Raw genomic sequence first — 21,755 nt, 5'->3', positions numbered from 1 at the left:
GCGTCCTTGCGACGCCCGCCCGCGGTTACTAGGATATCCAAGTATCCGCCTCTCACGCGCGTACGAACCCGAGGACACCATGACCACACAGATCCCCCACTTCATCGACGGGCAGCGCACCCCCGGACGGTCCGGCCGCACCGCCGACGTCTTCAACCCCAGCACCGGCGAGGTGCAGGCGCAGGTGCCGATGGCCGGCAAGGCCGAGATCGACGCCGCGGTGGCCTCGGCCGTCGAGGCCCAAAAGGGTTGGGCGGCGTGGAATCCGCAACGCCGCGCCCGGGTGATGATGCGGTTCATCGAGCTGGTCAACGACCACATGGACGAGCTGGCCGAGCTGCTGTCCCTCGAGCACGGCAAGACCGTCGCCGACTCGCGCGGCGACGTTCAGCGCGGCATCGAGGTGATCGAATTCGCGATCGGCATCCCGCACCTGCTCAAGGGCGAATACACCGAAGGCGCCGGGCCGGGGATCGACGTGTACTCGCTGCGCCAGCCGCTGGGTGTGGTCGCGGGCATCACCCCGTTCAACTTCCCGGCCATGATCCCGCTGTGGAAGGCCGGGCCCGCGCTGGCGTGCGGCAACGCGTTCGTCCTCAAGCCGAGCGAGCGCGACCCGTCGGTGCCGGTGCGGCTGGCCGAGCTGTTTCTCGAGGCCGGCCTGCCGCCCGGCGTCTTCCAGGTCGTGCACGGCGACAAGGAGGCCGTCGACGCCATCCTGCACCACCCCGACATCCAGGCGGTGGGCTTCGTCGGCAGCTCCGACATCGCGCAGTACATCTACGCGACGGCCGCGGCCACCGGCAAGCGGTCGCAATGCTTCGGCGGCGCCAAGAACCACATGATCGTGATGCCCGACGCCGACCTCGATCAGGCCGTCGACGCGCTGATCGGCGCCGGATACGGCAGCGCCGGTGAACGGTGCATGGCGATCAGCGTCGCGGTGCCGGTCGGCGAGCAGACGGCGAATCGCTTGCGCGCCAGGCTCATCGACCGGATCAACAACCTGCGGGTGGGCCACAGCCTGGACCCCAAGGCCGACTACGGTCCGCTGGTCACCGAGGCGGCGCTGAAGCGGGTGCGCGACTACATCGAGCAGGGTGTGGCCGCGGGTGCCGAAATTGTGATCGACGGGCGCGAACGCGGCAGCGACGACCTGACCTTTGACGACGCCAGCCTCGAGGGCGGATTCTTCATCGGCCCAACGCTGTTCGACCACGTCACCCCGGACATGTCGATCTACACCGACGAGATCTTCGGACCCGTGCTGTGCATCGTGCGCGCGCACGACTACGAAGAGGCGCTGCGGCTGCCCTCCGAACACGAGTACGGCAACGGCGTGGCGATCTTCACCCGCGACGGCGACGCCGCCCGCGACTTCATCTCCCGGGTGCAGGTCGGCATGGTCGGCGTCAACGTTCCCATCCCGGTTCCGGTGTCCTACCACACCTTCGGCGGCTGGAAGCGCTCCGGCTTCGGCGACCTCAACCAGCACGGGCCGCACTCGATCCTGTTCTACACCAAGACCAAGACCGTCACGTCGCGGTGGCCCTCCGGCGTCAAGGACGGCGCCGAATTCGTGATTCCGACAATGGATTAAGGCACGATGTTCACCCTGAACGACGACGAGCGGGTCATCACCGAGACGGCGGCCGCGTTCGCCGCCAAGCGAATCGCCCCGCACGCCCTGGAATGGGACGCGACCAAGCACTTCGCGACCGACGTGTTGCGCGAATCCGCCGAGCTGGGGATGGCGGCGATCTACTGCCGCGAGGACGTCGGCGGTAGCGGGCTGCGCCGGCTCGACGGGGTCCGCATCTTCGAGCAGTTGGCCATCGCCGACCCGACCACCGCCGCGTTCCTGTCCATCCACAACATGTGCGCGTGGATGATCGACACGTTCGGCACCGCCGAACAGCGCAAGGCCTGGGTGCCGCGGCTGGCCTCGATGGACGTCATCGCCAGCTACTGCCTCACCGAGCCGGGCGCCGGGTCCGACGCCAGCGCGTTGAGCACCCGCGCCGTCCGGGAGGGCGGCGACTACGTGCTCGACGGCGTCAAGCAGTTCATCTCCGGCGCCGGCGCCTCCGACGTCTACGTGGTGATGGCCCGCACCGGCGGCGACGGCCCGCGCGGCATCTCCGCGTTCGTGGTCGAAAAGGGTTCTGCCGGGCTCAGTTTCGGGGCGCTGGAAGAGAAGATGGGCTGGCACGCCCAGCCCACCGCGCAGGTGATCTTCGACGGCGTGCGGGTGCCGGCCGAGGCCATGCTGGGCGGTGCGGACGGCGAGGGCGCCGGTTTCGGCATCGCGATGAACGGCCTCAACGGCGGCCGGCTCAACATCGCCGCGTGCTCGCTGGGCGGCGCCCAGTCCGCCTTCGACAAGGCGGGCGCCTACGTGCGGGAACGGGAGGCGTTCGGCAGGGCCCTGCTCGACGAGCCCACCATCCGGTTCACCCTGGCGGACATGGCCACGGGGCTGGAAACCTCGCGAATGATGTTGTGGCGGGCCGCCGACGCCTTGGACAACGACGACCCCGACAAGGTCGAGCTGTGCGCGATGGCCAAGCGCTACGTCACCGACACCTGCTTCGAGGTGGCCGACAAGGCCCTGCAGCTGCACGGCGGCTACGGCTACCTGCGGGAGTACGGTCTCGAGAAGATCGTGCGCGACCTGCGGGTGCACCGAATCCTGGAAGGGACCAACGAGATCATGCGGGTGGTGATCGGCCGGGCCGAGGCCGCGCGAGTGCGTTCGAGCGCGTAGAAAGGCGACCATGACGAGCATCGCTTTCCTCGGTCTGGGCAACATGGGCGGGCCGATGTCGGCGAACCTGGTGGCCGCGGGCCACACCGTGCGCGGGTTCGACCCGGTGCCCGCGGCGGCCGCCGCCGCGGCCGGCAACGGGGTGACGACGTTCGACAGCGCGGCCGACGCGGTGGCCGGGGCCGACGTGGTGATCACCATGTTGCCCAACGGGGACCTGGTCAAGCGCTGCTACGCCGACGTGCTGCCTGCCGCCCAGCCGGGCGCGCTGTTCATCGACAGCTCCACGATCTCGGTCAACGACGCCCGCGAGGTGCACGCGCTCGCGGAATCGCAGGGTGTTTCGCAGCTCGACGCGCCGGTCTCCGGCGGCGTGAAGGGCGCCGTCGCCGGGACGCTGGCGTTCATGGTGGGCGGCGACGAGGCCGCCCTGGACCGCGCCCGCCCGGTGCTGGAACCGATGGCGGGCAAGGTGATTCATTGCGGCGGGGCCGGGGCCGGACAGGCCGCCAAGGTGTGCAACAACATGGTGCTGGCGGTGCAGCAGATCGCCGTCGGCGAGGCGTTCGTCCTGGCCGAGAAGCTCGGACTTTCGGCGCAGTCCCTCTTCGACGTCATCACCGGCGCGACCGGCAATTGCTGGGCCGTGCACACCAACTGCCCGGTGCCGGGCCCGGTGCCGACGTCGCCGGCCAACAATGACTTCAAGCCGGGTTTCGCGACCGCGCTGATGAACAAGGACCTGGGGCTGGCCATGGACGCGGTGACCTCCACCGGGTCGGCCGCGCCGCTGGGCCGGCACGCAGCCGAGATCTACGCCAAGTTCGCGGCCTCCCACGCCGACAAGGACTTCAGCGCGGTGATCGAGATGCTGCGGGAGAGCTGACGGCCTCAGCGCGCCGAGCGTGTACTGAACGCGGAATATCGCGCGAAGAATCGCAGTGGGTACACGTTCGGCGAACGACGGTCGTTCCCTCGACGCAGCCTAGAAGTCTCCCGCGTCGCGACGCAGCGTCTCGATCGACGAAACCAGCGCCCGCGCTTCGGTTTCGGACATCCCGATATCGGCGAACACCTGCTCGTTGAGCGTGACCGTGGCGTCCTCGACCGTCGAGCGGCCCAGGTCGGTGATCTGCACCAGCGTGGTGCGCCCGTCGGTGGGGTGCGGCGCCCGCTGCACCAGTCCGTCGGCCTCCAGCCGGCGGATCGCGTGGGTCACGCTGGTGACGTGGACCTGCAGCCGGTCGGATGCCTTGGTGATGGGCAGCGCGCCGGTCCGGCTGAAGGCCAGCAACCGCAGCAACTCGTAGCGGGAGAAACTCAGGTCGTAGGGACGCAACGCCGTCTCGACCCGGGCCAGCAGGATCTGGTGCGCGCGCATCACCGACGTCACCGCGACCATGCCCTGCGCCACGTCGGCCCAACCGGAGCGCTCCCAGTTGTCGCGCGCCGCGGCGATCGGGTCACGCTTGGGCGGTCGTGAGGCAGCCACGCCCCTTCATACCGCACTTGGCGCGCGAGCGTGGCCTTTCCCCAGGGCCGACAGCACCGCCAGCGTCGACGCGCGGTGGCCCACGGTGACCCGCGCACCGCCGTCCGGATAGCACCGCACCTGTAGACCGCTGTCGGCGAACACCTCATGCCACGGCCCACCCCGCCCATCCCTTCTCGGCGGCAGGTACATGAAGTTCGCGTGTGCGTCCGTCGTGTAGATCCCCATCGCGCTCAGCCGCATCCGGAGATAGCGGCGTTCGGCGTTGATCAACCGGACCCGGTGCAGCAGTTCGCTTTCCGCGTTGTATGATGCGACGACCGCGATCAAACTGGTGATCGCGGCGCCGAACGGCAGCTGATGGGACCACAGCGCACCCGCCAGCTCCGGTGACGCCACTGCGTAACCGATCCGCAATCCCGCCAGGCCGTACGCCTTGGAAAAGGTCCGCACCACGATCACATTGGGAAACCGGGCGACCAGCGCCGACACCGCGATGCGGTGCTCGGGCGCGGTGAACTCGATATACGCCTCGTCGAGCAGGACGACGGTGTCGCGCGGCACGCGGCGCAGGAACGCCGAAACGGCGGCGGCGGACTCGAGTGTTCCGGTGGGGTTGTGCGGCCGGCACAGCACCACCACCCGGGCGTCGGCGGCGGCGCGGGCCAGCCCGTCGAGGTCGTGATGACCGCGCTCGTCCAGGGGAACGGTTCGCGTCTTCAGCTGCGCCATCCGCGCGAGGATCGGGTAACCGTCGAAGGTCGGCGTGGCCATCGCCATCGTGTCACCCGGAGCGGTCACCGCCCGCAGGGCCTGCAGCACGACACCCGTCGCTCCGCCGCCCGGCGCCACGCGGTCGGCGGGCACCCCGATGTGATTGGCGATCACACCGCGCAGCCGTTCGGGCAGGAACTCCGGGTAGCGGTTCATGGCGTGGATGGACCGGATCAGCGCCGACCGCACCGACGGCAGCGGCGGGAAGGGATTCTCGTTGAGCGACAACGCAAACGGATCCACCGCGTCGGGTAATGCGTCGCAGGTGCCGGGACCCGCCGGGGTCGGGTTGGGCTGCATCAGCCTCGCCCTCCCCAGCGCACCGCCGCCGCACCGGCGAAGTCGCCGGCATGGGCGAAGGCCGCCATCATCACGACGTCGCCGGCCCCGACCTGCCCGTCGGAGACGGCGCGGTCCAGGTTGATCGGAATCCCGGCGCCGAAAAGGTTGCCGCACTCGTCAAAGGTGTCCCGATGGCGTTCGGGCGGCAACTCGAGCGCGTCACGCCAGTTGCGCAGGAACACGCGGTTGGGCTGGTTGGTCACCAGCAGATCGAGCTCCTTGGCGGGCAACCCGATTCGGTCACACACCGCCAGCGCCACCTCGGGAACCTGACGGTTCCCGCGCGCCAGCACCTTGGTGATCTTGCTTTCGGTGAAGCCGATGCTGCCCTCGCCGGACCCGGCCTGCCACCACTTGCGGGGCGGGTCGTAGGACAGCGTCATCTCACCGGCGTACTCGCCGTAGGTACGGCACTCGACGTCGAGGATGGGTGACCGGTCGCTCAGCGCCACCAGTCCCACCGCCGCGCCGTCGCCGGGCACCGCGGACTGCGCCTTGCGCCGGATGGTCGGCTGATCGAAGAACTGCCCGGCGGCGTTCTGCGCGATGGCGATCAGCGCGGTGCGCCCGGCGCCGGAGGTCAACAGTTTGCGAGCCACGTTGAGCGCCAGCACGAACGCCGCGCAGCCGCCGTTGTTGAGGTCGAGCACCCAGGACGGTCGCATGCCCAGCCGGTGGGCGATACCGCCGCCTTGGCCGTAGAAGGCCATGTCCGGCACCTGGGTATGGGTGATCAGCACGTCGGCGCCCTCGACCGCGTCGTGGCCATGCCGCTCGATCAGGCCCTTGGCCGCGCGTTCGATCATGTCGATGGAGCTCTCGTCCGGCCCGACGTGGTGACGAAACTTCGGGGCGCGGAACATGACGTTCTCGCGCAGGTCGTCGGATTCGGCGAATTGCGCATAGTAGTCGGCGCCGATCGGCTCACCGGGCAGATAGCTGGAAACGTCGATCAGGCTGACGCTCGGTTGACTCATGTGACTACCTCATCCATTCCGGCGTCACCGGCAGGCCGTTGCGGTGCCGGTATTCGGCGATCGCCTTCAGGTTCTGCAGCTCCAGCGCATGCCCGGCACCGAACATGTCCCAGAAGTCGCCCACCCACACCGGGCGCTGCGCCGGCGCGGTCTCCGGATAGGGGTTGTGGTCGTAGAACGGGTGGTGACAATTGGTCCACAGCACAACCGATCCCGGCTTGTCGAGGACCACCTGCGCGTCGATCACCCGCATCAGATAGACCATCCACAGGTGCTTGCCCTGATCCCACGCGCAGTGGTAGTCGACGGTCCGGGCCTCCGGGTTGGCGACGGTGCGCGTGTAAATCTCGGTCTCCGAGCCCAGCCGGTCGTAGGCCAGCCACAGGCCCGGTTCGTCGGTGGGCGTGAAACCGCGCAGGCTGTAGGTCCACTCCTCGAGGCTGCGGGTGTCGGCCATGTACTCGTACAACTCGTCCGGCGGGCACGCGACGTAATCGTTGACCGTGCAGTACTGCCCGAAGACCTGATCGTGCGGGTAGACCGACCGCATCATCTCCATGATGATCGGGGTCGCCTTCTCCCGTGGACTGGTTTCGATGCGGACCACCCCATCGATGGGGGTGGGGATATCCTTAAGCGCTGGCAGCGACATCGTTCCGGTTCTCCTTCGCGGTCGAAACCTGTTCTGTGACAGCCGCGTTTCCTGAGAGCGCGGTGAGAAATGGTGCGAACGGCGGGATTTCGTCGGCGTCGCACTCGACGCTGACCACCGCCGGGCCCTCGACGTCCAGGGACGCCCGAAGCGCCGCGGCCAATTGGGCGGGCTCGCTGACATCGACCGATGTCAGCCCGGGAAACATCGCCGCCAGACCGGTTCCCAGCGCGCTGGGCCGGAAACGGTTGTAGCTGTAGCGGTTCTGATAGAACAGCTGCTCACGGGTCACACACATCGCATGGGCGTTGTTGTTGAACAACACGAACGTCACGGGAAGCGCGTATTGCACGGCGGTGTGCACCTCGAGGCCGTGCATGAAGAACGCGCCGTCCCCGGCGATCACCACGGTTCGGCCGGCGGCGCGGCCGCCGTTCGCACGTCCGAACGCCATCCCGATCGCGGCACCGAAGCTGTAGCCCATGCCGCCCATGCCGAGCGCCGCCACGAACCTGCCGCCGCGCCGCGCCGGCAGGTGATGGATCGCGGCCGCGCCGGTGTTGCCGGCGTCGACCACGATGTCGGCCCCGTCGGGCAGGACGCGGTCCAGCACCGCGAGGGCGTCGCGGTACCGGATTCCCGGTCCGGGGCAGGCCGGCGGGGTCAACTCGGTGCGGCGCAACAGATCTGGCACGCGCAGGCCGCTCGGGCGTCCATGACCGCGCAGCGCCTGGATCAGCAGGCGCAGCGAACCACGCAGGTCGTCGGTGTGCACGTGGGTGCAACGCGGGTAGGGCCGCGCCGACCCGATGGACACCGTTCGCACCGCCGCGAGCGCGTCATCCAGGCCGCCGCGCGCGGTGACCGTCAACCGGGTGCCGACGATGAGGCACACCGCGCTGGCCGCCACCGCTTCGGCCACGCTCGGGTGGCCCATGACGCCGGTCACCCCGAGCGCCGACGACGACCCGAAACCCGGTGTGCCCGCGACGTCTTTGGCGTCGGGGACGGTGGCCACCCGCGCGCGCAGTAGCGCGCGCAGGTGCTCGAGCTCGGCCCGGGCGTCGTCGCGGGCCACCTGCTCGCCGGCGATGATGGTGACGTGACCGGTCGCGCGGCGCAGCTCGGCGGCGATGAGATGCGGGTTTCCGATCGGCGCGCTGAAACTGTCCGGGGGCTCGATGGGGTCGTCGACGGTGATGCGTGCCTGCTGAATGTCCTTGGGCAGCAACAACACCGCGGGGCCGCCGGTGCGCGCGGCGGAGACGGCCCGAGGCAACGCCGAAACGATGTCGGCCGGCGCGAGCACCCGCTCGCAGAACACCGACACCGCGGAAAACAGCGCACGGGCATCGAGCGAGCCGTTGCAACCGCTGGTGTCCTGGAAGCTGCCTCGGCCGTCCATCGTGGTCGCGGGCTGACCGACCAGGGCCAGCACCGGAACCCGGCTCGCGAACGCCTCGCCAAGGCCGGCGACGAGGTTCAGCGCTCCCCCTCCCGACGTCGCCACCACCACGCCGAGCCCGGCACCGCTCCGGCTGTACCCGTCGGCCATGGTGGCCGCCGAGAACTCGTGCTTGGCCAGGACCGCGGTGACCTCGGGCTCGAAGTGGGCGGCGTCGTACAGATCCTCGATGTTGGCGCCGTCGACACCGAAGACGTGGTCCACCCCGAGCGCGCCGAGGTGGCCGACGATGTGGTCGACCACCCGATAGCTGCCGAACATGTCATCAGACACGACCCCGGCGGTTGATCGGTTCACCGCGGCGGGTGAACCGATCGCCGGCAACCCTCGTGGTGTCAAGATGACCATCGAACTACGCGACGTGGTGCGCGAGTATCGGGTCGGCGGTCAAACGGTCCGGGCGCTCGACGGGATCAGCCTGCACCTCGGGGACGGTCAGTTCGTGTCGGTGGTCGGGCCTTCCGGCGCGGGTAAGAGCACGCTGCTGCATCTGCTCGGCGCGTTGGACTCCCCGGACTCCGGCTCGATCGCGTTCGACGGCGAGGAGATCGGCCGGTTGGGCGACGAGCAGCAGTCGGCGTTCCGCCATCACCGCGTGGGCTTCATCTTTCAGTTCTTCAACCTGTTGCCGACCCTGTCGGCGTGGGAGAACGTCGCGGTCCCCAAGCTGCTCGACGGCGTCCGGCTGGGCCGGGTCAAACCGGACGCGATCCGGTTGCTGGACCGCGTCGGGCTGGGCAACCGGACCGAGCACCGGCCGGCGGAACTGTCCGGCGGCCAGATGCAGCGGGTCGCGGTCGCGCGTGCGTTGATGATGGATCCGGCGCTCATCCTCGCCGACGAGCCCACGGGCAACCTCGACTCCGCGACGGGCGCCTCGATCCTGGCGCTCCTCGCCGAGGTGGCGCACGAGGAGGGCCGCGACCGGCTGGTGGTGATGGTGACGCACAATTCGGACGCCGCCGCGGCCACCGATCGGATCATCACGCTCCAGGACGGGCGGGTCGGTTCCGACCTACCGGCGGTCCCCGCGTGAGGATATCGGCGGCCGCGAGCCGACTGCGCGTGTTCAGCCTGCGTGAGCTCGCCGTGCATCGCCGCCGCACGCTCGCGTCGATCGCCGTAATGGCCGTCTCCGCAACGTATCTGGTCGCAATATTCGGCATCTTCGGCTCGATCACCGGATCGGTCGACCGGCTGGCCGACGGGATCGCCGGCGTGGCGGCGCTGGAGGTGTCGGGCATCACCGACGCCGGATTCCCCGACACGATACTGGCGGACGTCGCCGCGGTTCCCGGCGTCGCCACCGCGGCGCCGATGATCCGGACCTCCGCGTCCACGCCGACGGGGCCAGTGTTGCTGCTCGGCGCGGATGCCAGGACCGCCGCGCTGGGCGGCGCCCTGAAGGACGCGGTCACCCGGCCGGTGCAGGCGCTGTCCTCGACTCCCGACGCTGTCCAGGTCGGGCCGCGGGTCGGCTATACGAAAGGCCAGACGCTGCAATTGGGCTCGGGTTCGGTCACGGTCGGCGAGGTGCTGGCGGGCGAGCAGTTCGCCGGCCTCAACGGCGGGCATTACGTCCTTGCCCCGCTCGCGCTCGCGCAGACCGTCACCGGGCGCCTCGGTCAACTCGACTCGATACTGATCACCACCAAGCCGGGCGCCGACCAAGCCGCCGTCCGGGCCGCCGTCACCGCCGCGGTGAACGGCCGCGCGATCGTCGCCGCCCCGAGCCTGCGGGCGGCCCGGGCCGGCGACGGCGTCAAGCTGATGAACTACATGGCGCTGCTGGGCGCGGCGGTCGCGATGGTGGTCGGCGCGTTTCTGATCTACACGACGACGACCATGGCGATCACCCAGCGACGGCCGGTCATCTCCATGCTGCGCGCGATAGGCGGCCGGCGCGTCACCATTGTCGGCGACGTGCTCGGGGAGGCGGCGATCCTCGGACTGGTCGGCGGGGCCATCGGGTCGGGCATCGGAATACTGGCAGGGCGCATGGCGATCGGCCGGCTGCCCCCGGCGATGACCCAGGGCCTCGAGGCACGTATCGAGTACGGGCTGCCCGGCTACGCCATCCCGGTGGCCCTCGCGGCCACGGCACTCACCACCGTGGCCGCCGCGGCGATGGCCGCGCGGCAGGTGTACAAGGTCGCGCCGATCGAGGCGCTGGCGCCGGTCGGGGCCTCGGCGGCGGACGCCGTGCCGCGGTGGCTGCGGGTCGCCGCGGGGGTGGGCGCCGTCGCGGTGTTCGCGGTGTCGATCTGGGTGGTCATCGGCCAACGCGGCACCTTCGCCGTCGTCGCGATGGCCGCCCTCCTGAGCGCCGAGATCGCGCTGGGCTTCGCGCTCACCGCACCCATCGTCGAGGCCACGGCGGCGACGGCTCGCCTGTTCGGGTCTTGCGGGGCGCTTGCGGCCGCCACCATTCGACGCGCGCCGCGACGAGTCTGGGCCACCGTGATGACCGTGCTGATCGGGGTGGTCACCACCGTGGTGATCACCGGCACCAACGCCGACATGATCCGCTCGGCCCGCGCCATCTTCTCCCCCGCCGCCGACGCCGACGTATGGGTGAGCGCCGACCCGCCGGACAGCTATCCCACCGACGTTCTGCCGCAAGGTCTTTCCGAACGCGTGGCGGCGGTGCCCGGGGTGGCGCGGGTGACCGAGGGCGCATTCGGGTTCGCCGTGATCGGCGGCACCCGCGTTCTGCTCGACGGCTTCTCCGCCGGAACCCACGACTCGCTGTTCCGCGCGCTCGATGAGCACCTGCGCGCCGACGTCCTGGCCGGCCGCGGCGTGGTGCTCACGCAGAACCTCGGCGCCGCTCTGCACGTCCGCGCCGGCGATCGGCTGCAGCTGCAGACACCACACGGTCCCCGGCAGACGGCCGTGTTGGCCCTGGTGCCGTTCTTCTCGACCGTCATCGGAACGGTCGGAATCGATCTCGACCACCTGAGGGCATGGTTCGATCGCCCGGCGGCGACAACCCTGCAGATCACCGCCGCCCCGGGGACGGATCCGAAACGCCTGCTGGCAGAGATCCGCCGGGTGGTGCCGGCGCCGAACCACGTATACGACGGTCGCGCGGCGCTGGCCGGGCTCGAAGCCCCGCTGCATCAGAGCATGTTCATCGCCAACGCGGTGTGGGTCATCGTCGTGGCCGTGGCGGCCGTCGCGCTGCTCAACACGCTCACCCTTTCGGTGCTGGAGCGCCGCCGGGAGATCGGTGTGCTGCGCGCCATGGGGTCCAGCCGCCTGTTCATCCTGCGGATGGTGCTGGCCGAGGCCGCCGGAATCGGTTTCGTCGGAGGCCTTTTGGGGCTGTTGTTCGGCCTGACCGACCAGTGGCTGTTCAGTCTCATCAGCGGGGACATGATGAATTTCCAGGTCGGCTTCCGCCTGAGCCCGATGGCCCTGGCGTTCACCGCGGGGGCGCTCGCGGTCTGCCTGCTCGGCTCGCTGCCACCCGCGCGGCGGGCGGCGCGGCTGAACATCATCGAGGCCGTCAGCGTGGAATGAGGACGGCGAACCCCTGCAGGTGGGGCTTGCACGGGAAGGGCACCGGCGTGCGCGGGATGCTACGAAGCGCCGTGGTGTCGAATCCGGCCGCGACGATGGAATCCAGGGTTCGCCGGTTCGGCTCGCAACCGGCGGCCAGCCACGACCACGGCTTGGAGACCAGATCCTGCAACCGGCCCGTCGCGCCCTCCCCACGCACGTGCTCGAGGACGACCAGCCTGCCTCCGGGTGTCAGGACGCGCCGGATCTCGCCGAGGGTGGCGGCCACGTCGTCGACCGAACACAACACCAGGCCGATATGGACCGAGTCGAAGCTGTTGTCCGGGAAGGGAATCGACTCACCGGTCCCCTCGACGATGTCGACGGCGATGCCGCGCCGATCGGCAAGGCGGGACGCCATCCGACGAAACGGCGCCTCGGGCTCGACGGCGGCGACCGAGGTCACCGTGGGCGGCAGGAACCGCAAGTCGGTGCCCGGCCCCAGGCCGAGCATCAGCAGCCGGCCGGTTGCGTTGCTCAGCGCCGCACGCCGATACCGGTGATAGAACAGCCGGTCGAAGACCGGCTGACCGAACCGGTACACGTACGGGAACAATGGATTCCGACGGGTCACTGGCTCCCCAGATCCATTCGGAACGGCGGGTATTCGTCGCGCATCAGGGACACGTACACGGCCACCCGGTAGCGCCAACGGACGATGCCCAGCAGGAGATCGAACATCCCCGCCGGGATGGTCCCGGTGCACAACAACGACACCGCGGCGATCACGCACAGCACCTGCAGCAGGGGCTCCATCGACCAGCACAGCAGGACGTGCGGGATGGCGAGCAGCCACTTCACCAACACGGCCCGGTTCCTCAGCCGCTGCGGATACTCGACCTGCAGGTCAGCGGGATAGTCGGGCCGCGACGCGAGTGTGAAAGGCGGATAGGCGTCCGTGCTGTTCATCGGGAACCTGAAATTCATCACCCGCCACGACCAGCGCAGCACGCCGACGTTGAAGTCGAAGATGGGCCGCGGATATCGCCCGGTGCACAAGATGACGACGCCGGCGACCACGGTGGACAAGGGATAGACCAGATAGAGCCCGATCAATATGGGGTAGTGCGGGACCGCCAGCACGCACCACTTCAACAGCCAGCGCCAGCGCGAGGGCGCGTCGAAATCACCCCGTACCGTGATGAATTCGCCCGAGGCGTTCATGGACTGGATCGACCGGCCGTCGCTGCCCCCACTTCTCGGCTGATCTCCCCCGACATCCGGCGGTGACTCGTCCAACGCAGAAACATCGTCAGCGCGCGAGCCTGCAGCCGGTCGGGAATCAACGCCGCCGGTCGCAGGACGACCTCACCGTGCGAGACGGGCAGCGATGCCACCCGGGACACGGCCATCACCTTGCGCCGGCGGGTCTTCTCATACCAGCGCAACGCACTGACAACGTCGCCGTTGCCTGGCAGATCCGACAGCGCCTTGCACAGCACCATCGTGTCGAGCAGAGCCTGGTTGGCGCCCTGCGCCAGGGTGGGCGGCATCGTATGGGCGGCATCCCCGAGCAACGTGACCGGGCCCCGGCCCGCCGGGGGCATCGGATGCCGGAAATGCGGGTACGGCGACGGCGCCAGATCGTCGTCGGTCAACGCCGCCAGCACCCGATCGACGGAGTCGGACCACCCGGTGAAATGAGACCGGAGGGTCTGGATCGGACGTTGCGGCCGCACGAAGTCACACGACCAGGGCAGGTCGAACCACCACTGCACCTCGGAGCTACCGGCCGGCCACAGGCCAAGGTTTCCCCGCTCGCCGATGACCATCAGCGCGGTGTCCTTGTTCGGGATCTCCGCAAGTCTGATGAGCCCCTGCCAGCTGCACCAGCCGGTGGGCTTCGCCGCCCGGCCGCCGACGCCCTCCCGGACCATCGAGTGCAGGCCGTCGGCTCCGATCAACAGATCCCCCTCGGCCGAGCTGCCGTCGCCGAACTCCACCCGCACCCCGTCGGGCGTGGCGGCCAACGCGATCGCGTGGGAGTCGCACCGGATGCGGTCGGCCGGAAAGCCGTCCAGCAACCGTTCCAGCAGGATCCGGCGCGGCACCATGCGGACGGGCGCGCCGAGCCGATCCGCGATCGCGGACACGTCCAGCGTGGCGAGCGGGCGTCCCGTGGACGTCAGGGCCCGCACGGTGGACAGCAGCTGACCGGCCCCGTCCATCTCCACGCCGAGTTGCCGAAGCACCATTTCGCCGTTTGACCAGATCGTCACGGCGCCGCCGGGCGCCCGCACGTCCGGCCGCCGCTCGAAGACGGTGACGTCATGTCCGTCGCGCAACAACCCCCGGGCCACCGAAATGCCGCCGACCCCGGCGCCCACCACCAGGGCCCGGAGCGGACGCTGGTGGCTGGACATCTCAGTGGCCTATAGCGAACGCTGCAGCAGAACCTGGCCGCTGTCGGCGGCCACCACCTGCACGGCGGCGATCTGCTCGACCGGCGTCGAGATGCTGCCCGCGGGCGTCGCGGTGTGACCGGGTATGGCCACCCAGGTGGCCAGCCGGGTCTGGCTGCCGTCGCGGCCCACCACCACCATCGCCAGCGTGTCGTGGTGCGCGTTGAGCGGGGCCAGGCACACGCACCGCAGGTTGATGGACGTCCCCCAGTGCTCGCTGGACAGCTGCACCGTCGAGGCCAGCAGCGTGGTGCCCACCTGCGCCATCGGCGCCGACGACGCGGCCACCTGCGGCGCCGGGGACGACAAGTACCCCTGCACGCCGACGAACACGCCGACGGCGAGCACCACCGCGGCGGCCGACGAGGCCACCCAGGTCACTATCCGGGTGCGGCGACGACGCCAGCTGACCTTGGCCAGCAACGACGGCAACAGCTGCGGCGACAGCTCTTGCGTCACCGATCCGGGGCCGGACTCGACGATCGCGGCCACCTCGTGCCGGCCGAGCTGCGACAGCAGGGCCGGCACGCCACTCAGGTCGGCGACGGCCTCCCGGCAGGCCGGGCAGTGCGCCAGATGCGCTTCGAATTCGCGGCGCTCGACGGCCGACAACGAGCCCAACACGTATGCGGCATCCCACATCACGTAGGGGTCGTCCGGCGGGCCGAGGCCCCTCAGCGGCGTCTTCATGTCATCCATTTCCTTCGCACCCTTCAAGCATTTGAGGCCCTCAGCGGGTGACCCCAAGTTCCTGCAGAGTGAGCCGCAACGCCCGCACGGCGTAGTGTAATCGCGACTTCACGGTCCCCTCGGCGATCCCGAGGTCAGCAGCAATCTGCGCGGTGGTCCATCCGCGGTAGTAGGAGCGGTCGATCACGGCCCGGTGCTCGTCGGACAGTTGCACCATCGCGTCGGCTATCAGCAGCCTGTCCAGGGCCGCGTTCACCTCATCCGGCGTGGACCGTTCCGGCGCGCCCGCCTCGTCCGTCGAACCGACGACGTTGCGGAACCGCGCGCTGCGCCGGTCGTCGATGATCAGGTTGCGGGCGACGGTGAACAGCCAGGCCCGCGCCGAACGCTCCGTGTCCCCGACGACCTCCGGATGCTGCCAGGCCCGCAGCAATGTCTCCTGCACGACGTCCTCGGACTGGCTCGCGTCCCCGGTCAACCGGAGCGCGTAACGCCACAAGACCGCCGCGTGCTCGTCGTAGAGCGCCTTCATCAGGGCGGCTTCGGCAGCCCCGGACGCCCTCGAAGCACCTGCCACACGGGCCACTCGATCACCTCCGACTACTGAAACGAGTCGAATGGGTGCTGGGTTCAACGGCCACGACCCGCCACGCCCGGCTCCGCCGCGCTCGCGATCGCGGCCAGTTCAACGGCCACGACCCGCCACGCCCGGCTTCGCCGCGCTCGCGGCCAGTTCACCTAAGGCAAGGTCAGGATGCGCGGTCCTGCCTCGGTGACCGCAACCGTATGTTCCCAGTGTGCCGCACGCGACCCGTCGGCGGTGGTGACGGTCCACTCGTCGTCGAGCACCACGGTCTTGCCCGTCCCGAGGGTCAGCATCGGTTCGATGGCCAGCACCGACCCGGGGGCCAGCAGCGGGCCCCGCCCGGGCGAACCTTCGTTGGGCAGGAACGGGTCCATGTGCATGTGCCGGCCGATGCCGTGGCCGCCGTAGCCCTCCACGATCCCGAACGCGCGCCCGTGCCGGTCCGCGGCCGCGCGCGTTCCGGTTTCGATGGCGTGCGAGACGTCGGTCAGCCGGTTGCCCGGGACCATCGCCGCGATACCGGCTTCCAGCGATTCCCTGGTGGCGTCGCAGAGCGCCTGGTCGGCGGCGTCGAGGGTGCCGACGCCGAACGTGATCGCGGCATCGCCGTGCCAGCCGTCCAGCACCGCTCCGCAGTCGATGGACACCAGGTCCCCGGGCGCCAGGATCTCTGCGGCCGAGGGGATCCCGTGCACCACCCGCTCGTTGACCGACGCGCAGATCGACGCGGGGTACCCGTGATAGCCCAGGAACGACGGGATCGCGCCCGCCTCCCGAATCACCGACTCGGCGATCTGGTCGAGGCCCAGCGTCGAGACCCCGGGAACCGCGGCCGCCCGCACGGCCTGTAGCGCGGCCGCGACCACGGCGCCCGCCGCGGCCATCGCGTCCAGTTCATCGGCGGTGCGCGGTGCCACGACTTTGCGACTCCGCAGCCGCGCCAGCGGATTCACGGTTACCTGCCCAGCGCTCGCAGGGCACGGGCGAACACTTCGTCCATCGTGCCGACCGCGTCAACCGTCTTCAGCTCGTCCCGGTAGTACTCCAGCAGCGGCGCCGTCTCGTCGCGGTAGATCTTCATCCGGTTCAGGATGACATCGTCGGTGTCGTCGGCGCGGCCGCGCGACTTGAGCCGCTCCAGCAACTCCTCCTGCGAGACGCGGAACTCCAGGACGGCGTCGATGTCGGTGCCCCGGTTCTCGAGCATCTGGTGCAGCGCTTTGGCCTGCTCCGTCGACCGCGGATACCCGTCCAGGATGAAACCGTTGGCCGCGTCGGGATCGCTCAGACGGTCGTCGACGAGCTGGTTGGTCAGTTCCGAGGGCACCAGGTCGCCGGCGTCCAGGTAGCGCTTGGCTTCCAGGCCGAGTTTGGTCCCGTTCTCGATATTGCTGCGGAACAGTTCACCGGTGGAGATCTGCGGGATCCCGAGCTTTTCGGAGAGCTTCTGGGCCTGCGTCCCCTTACCCGCCCCGGGCGGTCCCAGCAAAACGACTCTCACTTGAGGAACCCTTCATAGTTGCGCTGCATGAGCTGGCTCTCGATCTGTTTGACCGTATCCAAGCCAACCCCGATCATGATCAAAACCGCGGTACCGCCGAACGGCAAATTCTGAACCGCTCCGCCGTTGCCGATTTGCAGGAACAAATTGGGCAGCACCGAGATCGCGCCGAGGTAGATCGAGCCCGGCAGGGTAATCCGGCTCAGCACATAACGCAGGTAGTCGGCGGTGGGCTTGCCCGGCCTGATGCCGGGGATGAACCCGCCGAACTTCTTCATTTCGTCGGCACGCTCGTCGGGGTTGAACGTGATCGACACGTAGAAGTACGTGAAGAAAATGATCAGGCCGAAGTAGATGCTGATGTAGATGGGGTCGCTGGGGTCGGACAGGTAACTGCCGACGAACTTGTCCCACCAGCTGTTGCCCACCCCACCGCTGCCGCTGCGGATCAGCTGGGTGATCAGGTGCGGAATGTAGATGAGCGACGACGCGAAGATGACCGGGATGACGCCGGCCTGGTTCACCTTGAGCGGCAGGTAGGTCGACGTCCCGCCGTACATCCGGCGGCCCACCATGCGCTTGGCGTACTGCACGGGGATGCGGCGCTGCCCCTGCTCGACGAACACCACGCCGACGATGATGACCAGGGCGGCGACGCAGACGGCGGCGAAGATGGCCCCGCCGCGGCTGTCCAGGATGGTCTTGCCCTCGGACGGAATGCGCGCCGCGATGCCGACGAAGATCAGCAACGACATGCCGTTGCCGATGCCGCGCTCGGTGATCAGCTCACCCATCCACATCACCAGCGCCGCGCCGGCCGTCATCACCATCACGATGACCACCAGCGTGAAGATGCTCTGGTCGGCGATGATGTCCAGCGAGCAGCCCTGGAGCAGGCCGCCGTTGGCCGCCAGCGCCACGATGCTGGTCGCCTGCAGGATGGCCAGCGCGATGGCCAGGTACCGGGTGTACTGCGTCATCTTGGCCTGGCCGGACTGGCCTTCCTTGCGCAGCTCCTCGAACCGCGGGATGACCACCGTGAGCAGCTGCACGATGATGCTGGCGGTGATGTAGGGCATCACCCCGACCGCGAACACCGTCAATTTCAGCAGCGCACCACCGGAGAACAGGTTGATCAGCGAATAGATCTGCCCGGCCGCGCCGCCGCTGGCCTCCTTGATGCACTGCTGGACGTTCGGGAAGTTGACGCCGGGGGACGGCAAAGCGGCGCCCAGCCGATAGAGAACGACGATGCCCAGCGTGAAGAGTATCTTCCGTCTCAGGTCGACTGTCCGCAGCGATGAGATGAAAGCCGAAAGCACTCTTCCTCCTGCGAGCCGGGGGTCTCCTGCATTACGCGCCCAACACCCCGCAGGCCAGGACGTACGGCGTCGCGCGTCAAACCGTGTACGAGACTAACAGCTAGTCGGGGTCAGCCGGTCCAGGGCCGTCATCCGGCGACCGATAAACGCACAGGAAGCGGTCAGCGGTGGCGCGTAGAGTGCTCTTGACTCGTTGCACTTGCTAAGTAAATGGGAGGACCATGACACGCACTGACCAAGACAGCTGGGACCTGGCCTCCAGCGTCGGTGCGACGGCCACGATGGTCGCCGCGGCGCGCGCGCTGGCCAGCGCGAACACCGACCCGATCATCGACGACCCGTTCGCGGCACCCCTGGTGCGGGCGGTCGGCCTGGAATTCTTCCGCGGCCTGGTCGACGGTGAGATGGCGCCGACGGACGCCCAAGACGGCGAGCGGGACCTGCAGCTGGAAACCGATTCGATCGCCGTGCGCACCCGCTTCTTCGACGATTTCTTTTTGAACGCCGCCCGCGACGGCGTCCGCCAGTCGGTGATCCTGGCCGCCGGCCTCGACGCCCGCGCGTACCGCTTGAGCTGGCCGCCCGGAAGCGTCGTCTACGAGGTCGACCAGCCCAAGGTCGTCGAATTCAAGACCGCCGCCATGGCGCAGCTGGGCGCCACCCCCACCGCCGACCGGCGCACCGTCAGCGTCGACCTGCGCGACGACTGGCCGGAAGCGTTGCGGCGCAGCGGGTTTGACCCGACACGGCCGACGTCGTGGAGCGCCGAGGGCCTGCTCATGTACCTGCCGCCCGAGGCCCAGGACAAGCTGTTCGACAACGTCACCGAGCTCAGCGCCCCGGGCAGCAAGCTGGCCACCGAATTCCACGGCGACTCGGGCCGGACGATGACCGAACGCGCGAAGCAGTTCAACGAGCGGTGGGCCAACCTGGGCTGCGACATCGACCTCTCGGGATTGTTCTTCGACGGCGAGCGCAGCAATGTCGTGGACTACCTGACCGCTCGGGGCTGGCACGTGACCACCCGGGAGCGGCGGGAGTACTTCGCCGACTACGGGCTCGTCTTCCCCGACGACGAGACCTCGCAGCTGCGCAACATCGTCGCCGTCACCGCGACACTGAGCTAGGAGCCGCGAGAGCTCTACGCCGCCAACGGCTTTGCCGTGGCTCAGGCGGGCCTGGCGGACGGCGCACGCACCACCATCGGCACGGCCGGGAAGCACCACGCCATCTCGGTGCGCGACTTGCGCAGCGCGGCGGTGCCGTAACCCTTCTTGCGGTGCTCGGGGTGAATCCAGATCCGCACGTTCACCTCGCCGCCGAGCAGCTCGCCGAACACCATCCCCACCTTCTCGCCCGAGTCGACGGCCACGAACCAGGCGGCCTCCTCGTCGTCGAGGCGTCCGAGCGCCGCGCTGATCTCGTCGTCGACATTGCCGGCCGGCCCGCCGGAGCCGTCCCCGGCGGCGCCCATGTCCTCGGTGCGGGCGGCGAAGATGTCGCGGTCCTTCTCGGCGGAGAAGGGCCGCAGCTCGAGGGTCTCCCCCGAGCTGGCCGGGCGCTCGCCGAGGGTGAAGCTGAGCTGCTTGTTGAGGTCCTCGAGTTCGGCCAGGATCTTGCGGCGCGAGTCGATGGTGAGCTGATCGAACGACATCCCCATGACCGCCTCGGCGGCGACGTGCGAGGTGTCCAGCAGGCGGACGATCGCCTCGACCGCGGCCGCCTTGTTCTCGGAGTCCACCACGACATCGGCGATTTCATGCCGCCGCTCAAGGGCTTTCAACAAGGCATCGGCGATCTCGCGGCGGGCGGCTGTGCGGTCGTGGTCTGTCATTGCACCAGCCTAGAAGCCGGGGGTGGTAGCGCGCTACAACGGCGGTTTCCCAGTTCCAGGAATCGCCGGTACCGGTCCTGGACCGCGACCGCCCAACCGGGGTCCGGTTCGATGACGCGCTCGGTGCGGGCCCAGCGCGCGGCGTCGGTGATCGAGGTCTCCAATCCGGCCGCCATGCGCGCGAGGAAGGCCGCACCCAGCGCCGCGCCCTCGGGCACACCGGACACCTCGACGGGCCGCCCGGTGGCGTCGGCGATGGCCTGCATCCACGGCCCGACGCGGGTGCCGCCGCCCGTGGCGACGATGCGCGCCACCGGCGCCCCGCTGAGCTCGATCAGCTGGCGGACCACGAAGCCCGACGCCTCGTAGGCGGCGCGGCGCAGGGCGGCCGCGTCGTGGGTGAGGTCCAGGGCGTCGAGCACCGCGCGGCGATCCGGGTCGTGGAACGGGGTGCGCTCCCCGCGGATATAGGGCGACCACACCGGCACCCGTCCGGGCTGCGCGGCGGCCGGGTCGCCGGGCGCCACCACGCGGTCGACCCAGCCGAGGAACAGCCCGCCGGCATTGCTGGCCCCGCCGATCAGGCTCTTGCCCGCGGCCGTGTGCGGGATGGTCCACAGGCCCGGCACCTGGCGCGCCTCGGCGATGGTGGTCCACACGATCAACGTGGTGCCGCACTGCACCAGCACGTCGCCGTCGCGGTCGGCGCCGGCCACGATCTGCTCGCAGAGCGCGTCGATCGCGCCGATCGCCAGCGCGGCGCCGCTGTCGCGCACCTGCCCCACCGCGGCCCCCAAGCTCTCCACGCGCGGCATCTGGTCGGGCCGCGCGCCCCGCTCGGCGCACGCCTCGGGGTTCCAGCCGGTCCCGTCGAACAGCGGGTACGCGGTCGCGGCGGTGGCGAAGTCGATCACCGCCTCCCCCGCCAGCGCGTGGTTGGCCACCGCGGGCGCCGGCCAGTACCCGGCAGCGCCGGGCGCCGCCGCCGCCGTCCAGCGCAGGAACTCGGCGGCCTCACCCAGCGCCGGCAGCGGCGGCGCCTGCCGTTCCGGGGTGCGGCCCCGTTCGTCGCCGTACAGCAGCCCCGGCGTCACCGGCACGCCCGCGGCGTCGACGGCCGTGAGCGAGGGCACCATCGCCGAGACGGCCACCGCCTTCGCGTCGGGGCGGTCCAGCCGCGCGAGCGCCGCCACGGGTCCCCGCCGCCACGCCTCGTCGGCGTCGTGTTCGAGCCGCTCGGGCGTCGGCACCCGCAACTGGTGCGGGATCCGCGTCCGCGCCGTCACCCGGCCGTCGGCGTCGGCGGCGACCGCCTTGACCGCGGTGCTGCCGACGTCGATGCCGATTGTGACGTCTTCGCGTGACACGGGCGTCACCGTACGCCAGC

The 21,755-nt window shown here is 69.6% G+C and carries 20 protein-coding genes and 1 pseudogene; 6 read left to right on the top strand and 15 right to left on the bottom strand.

The genetic code is table 11. The features are described from left to right. Nucleotides 1-79 precede the first annotated feature (79 nt). From G6N37_RS24420 to mmsB, 3 genes are read left to right on the top strand one after another with little or no spacing between them, the layout of a single operon-like run. Nucleotides 80-1,600 carry a CoA-acylating methylmalonate-semialdehyde dehydrogenase gene (locus tag G6N37_RS24420; protein WP_163683939.1) on the top strand — a complete coding sequence of 507 codons (1,521 nt, stop codon included), beginning with the start codon at nucleotides 80-82 and terminating at the stop codon, nucleotides 1,598-1,600. 6 nt (nucleotides 1,601-1,606) lie between these two features. After that, on the top strand, nucleotides 1,607-2,767 hold the full coding sequence (locus tag G6N37_RS24415; protein WP_163683937.1) for an isobutyryl-CoA dehydrogenase: 1,161 nt from the start codon (nucleotides 1,607-1,609) through the stop codon (nucleotides 2,765-2,767). A gap of 10 nt (nucleotides 2,768-2,777) precedes the next feature. Beyond that, entirely contained in the window at nucleotides 2,778-3,653 is an 876-nt protein-coding gene (gene mmsB / locus G6N37_RS24410) for a 3-hydroxyisobutyrate dehydrogenase (protein WP_163683935.1), read from the top strand. Nucleotides 3,654-3,752: 99 nt separating this feature from the next. Here the strand turns inward: mmsB and G6N37_RS24405 are convergent, their stop codons facing one another. The 5 genes and pseudogenes from G6N37_RS24405 to G6N37_RS24385 all read right to left on the bottom strand — a co-directional run bounded on the left by G6N37_RS24405 (nucleotide 3,753) and on the right by G6N37_RS24385 (nucleotide 8,730). Continuing rightward, nucleotides 3,753-4,259, bottom strand: coding sequence for a MarR family transcriptional regulator (locus G6N37_RS24405; protein ID WP_163683933.1), 507 nt, complete (start codon nucleotides 4,257-4,259; stop codon nucleotides 3,753-3,755). After that, nucleotides 4,157-5,333 (bottom strand): annotated as a pseudogene (locus G6N37_RS24400) (pyridoxal phosphate-dependent aminotransferase). Before G6N37_RS24400 ends, G6N37_RS24405 begins: the two are co-directional and overlap by 103 nt. Continuing rightward, entirely contained in the window at nucleotides 5,333-6,352 is a 1,020-nt protein-coding gene (locus G6N37_RS24395; protein WP_163683929.1) for a 3-oxoacyl-ACP synthase III family protein, read from the bottom strand. The pseudogene G6N37_RS24400 and the gene G6N37_RS24395 overlap by 1 nt, the downstream one beginning before the upstream one ends. Before the next feature lie 4 nt (nucleotides 6,353-6,356). After that, the gene (locus tag G6N37_RS24390; RefSeq protein WP_163683927.1) at nucleotides 6,357-7,004 is read right to left on the bottom strand and encodes an SRPBCC family protein; all 648 of its coding nucleotides are present in this window, start codon (nucleotides 7,002-7,004) and stop codon (nucleotides 6,357-6,359) included. Continuing rightward, nucleotides 6,985-8,730 carry a thiamine pyrophosphate-binding protein gene (locus G6N37_RS24385; RefSeq protein WP_163685461.1) on the bottom strand — a complete coding sequence of 582 codons (1,746 nt, stop codon included), beginning with the start codon at nucleotides 8,728-8,730 and terminating at the stop codon, nucleotides 6,985-6,987. Before G6N37_RS24385 ends, G6N37_RS24390 begins: the two co-directional genes overlap by 20 nt. 79 nt (nucleotides 8,731-8,809) lie before the next feature. On the opposite strand from G6N37_RS24385, the gene G6N37_RS24380 reads away from it, so the two are divergent. Continuing rightward, nucleotides 8,810-9,505, top strand: a complete 696-nt coding sequence (locus G6N37_RS24380) for an ABC transporter ATP-binding protein (RefSeq protein WP_163685460.1) — start codon at nucleotides 8,810-8,812, stop codon at nucleotides 9,503-9,505. Nucleotides 9,506-9,594: 89 nt separating this feature from the next. Continuing rightward, the gene (locus tag G6N37_RS24375; protein WP_232075606.1) at nucleotides 9,595-11,994 is read left to right on the top strand and encodes an ABC transporter permease; all 2,400 of its coding nucleotides are present in this window, start codon (nucleotides 9,595-9,597) and stop codon (nucleotides 11,992-11,994) included. On the opposite strand, the gene G6N37_RS24370 is transcribed toward G6N37_RS24375, so the two are convergent. From G6N37_RS24370 to secY, 8 genes are all read right to left on the bottom strand, one after another. Further along, nucleotides 11,981-12,607 carry a class I SAM-dependent methyltransferase gene (locus G6N37_RS24370; protein ID WP_163683922.1) on the bottom strand — a complete coding sequence of 209 codons (627 nt, stop codon included), beginning with the start codon at nucleotides 12,605-12,607 and terminating at the stop codon, nucleotides 11,981-11,983. The genes G6N37_RS24375 and G6N37_RS24370 overlap by 14 nt on opposite strands. Next, entirely contained in the window at nucleotides 12,604-13,197 is a 594-nt protein-coding gene (locus G6N37_RS24365; RefSeq protein ID WP_163683920.1) for a DUF4389 domain-containing protein, read from the bottom strand. Before G6N37_RS24365 ends, G6N37_RS24370 begins: the two co-directional genes overlap by 4 nt. Continuing rightward, complete coding sequence (locus G6N37_RS24360; protein ID WP_163683918.1) at nucleotides 13,194-14,396, bottom strand: FAD-dependent oxidoreductase; 1,203 nt, start codon at nucleotides 14,394-14,396, stop codon at nucleotides 13,194-13,196. The genes G6N37_RS24365 and G6N37_RS24360 overlap by 4 nt, the downstream gene beginning before the upstream one ends. Nucleotides 14,397-14,405: 9 nt before the next feature. Then, nucleotides 14,406-15,125 carry an anti-sigma factor family protein gene (locus G6N37_RS24355; protein ID WP_163683917.1) on the bottom strand — a complete coding sequence of 240 codons (720 nt, stop codon included), beginning with the start codon at nucleotides 15,123-15,125 and terminating at the stop codon, nucleotides 14,406-14,408. 40 nt (nucleotides 15,126-15,165) lie between these two features. Continuing rightward, nucleotides 15,166-15,711: a sigma-70 family RNA polymerase sigma factor gene (locus G6N37_RS24350; RefSeq protein WP_163683915.1), complete on the bottom strand. Its 546-nt coding sequence runs from the start codon at nucleotides 15,709-15,711 to the stop codon at nucleotides 15,166-15,168. Between the two features lie 152 nt (nucleotides 15,712-15,863). Further along, nucleotides 15,864-16,664 (bottom strand): type I methionyl aminopeptidase, encoded by an 801-nt coding sequence (map, locus tag G6N37_RS24345; RefSeq protein ID WP_163683913.1) that lies wholly within the window; start codon nucleotides 16,662-16,664, stop codon nucleotides 15,864-15,866. Nucleotides 16,665-16,666: 2 nt separating this feature from the next. Next, nucleotides 16,667-17,212, bottom strand: coding sequence for an adenylate kinase (locus G6N37_RS24340; RefSeq protein WP_163683911.1), 546 nt, complete (start codon nucleotides 17,210-17,212; stop codon nucleotides 16,667-16,669). Then, on the bottom strand, nucleotides 17,209-18,534 hold the full coding sequence (gene secY, locus G6N37_RS24335) for a preprotein translocase subunit SecY (RefSeq protein ID WP_055405236.1): 1,326 nt from the start codon (nucleotides 18,532-18,534) through the stop codon (nucleotides 17,209-17,211). Before secY ends, G6N37_RS24340 begins: the two co-directional genes overlap by 4 nt. Nucleotides 18,535-18,755: 221 nt before the next feature. Here secY and G6N37_RS24330 point away from each other — a divergent pair, with 221 nt between their 5' ends. Then, a complete protein-coding gene (locus tag G6N37_RS24330) occupies nucleotides 18,756-19,661 on the top strand; it encodes a class I SAM-dependent methyltransferase (protein ID WP_163683910.1) in 906 nt (301 codons plus the stop codon). A 41-nt stretch (nucleotides 19,662-19,702) separates the two neighbouring features. Here G6N37_RS24330 and G6N37_RS24325 read toward each other — a convergent pair whose 3' ends face one another. Both G6N37_RS24325 and G6N37_RS24320 read right to left on the bottom strand, forming a co-directional pair. Continuing rightward, a complete protein-coding gene (locus G6N37_RS24325; RefSeq protein ID WP_163683908.1) occupies nucleotides 19,703-20,368 on the bottom strand; it encodes a GNAT family N-acetyltransferase in 666 nt (221 codons plus the stop codon). Then, nucleotides 20,365-21,735, bottom strand: coding sequence for a xylulokinase (locus G6N37_RS24320; RefSeq protein WP_163683905.1), 1,371 nt, complete (start codon nucleotides 21,733-21,735; stop codon nucleotides 20,365-20,367). Before G6N37_RS24320 ends, G6N37_RS24325 begins: the two co-directional genes overlap by 4 nt. Nucleotides 21,736-21,755: the final 20 nt, after the last annotated feature.

Origin of the sequence: Mycobacterium seoulense (assembly GCF_010731595.1) — a bacterium.
Lineage (GTDB): Bacteria > Actinomycetota > Actinomycetes > Mycobacteriales > Mycobacteriaceae > Mycobacterium > Mycobacterium seoulense.
Note: the sequence above shows the minus strand (reverse complement) of the source record. Positions and strands in the feature narration are given on the sequence as shown.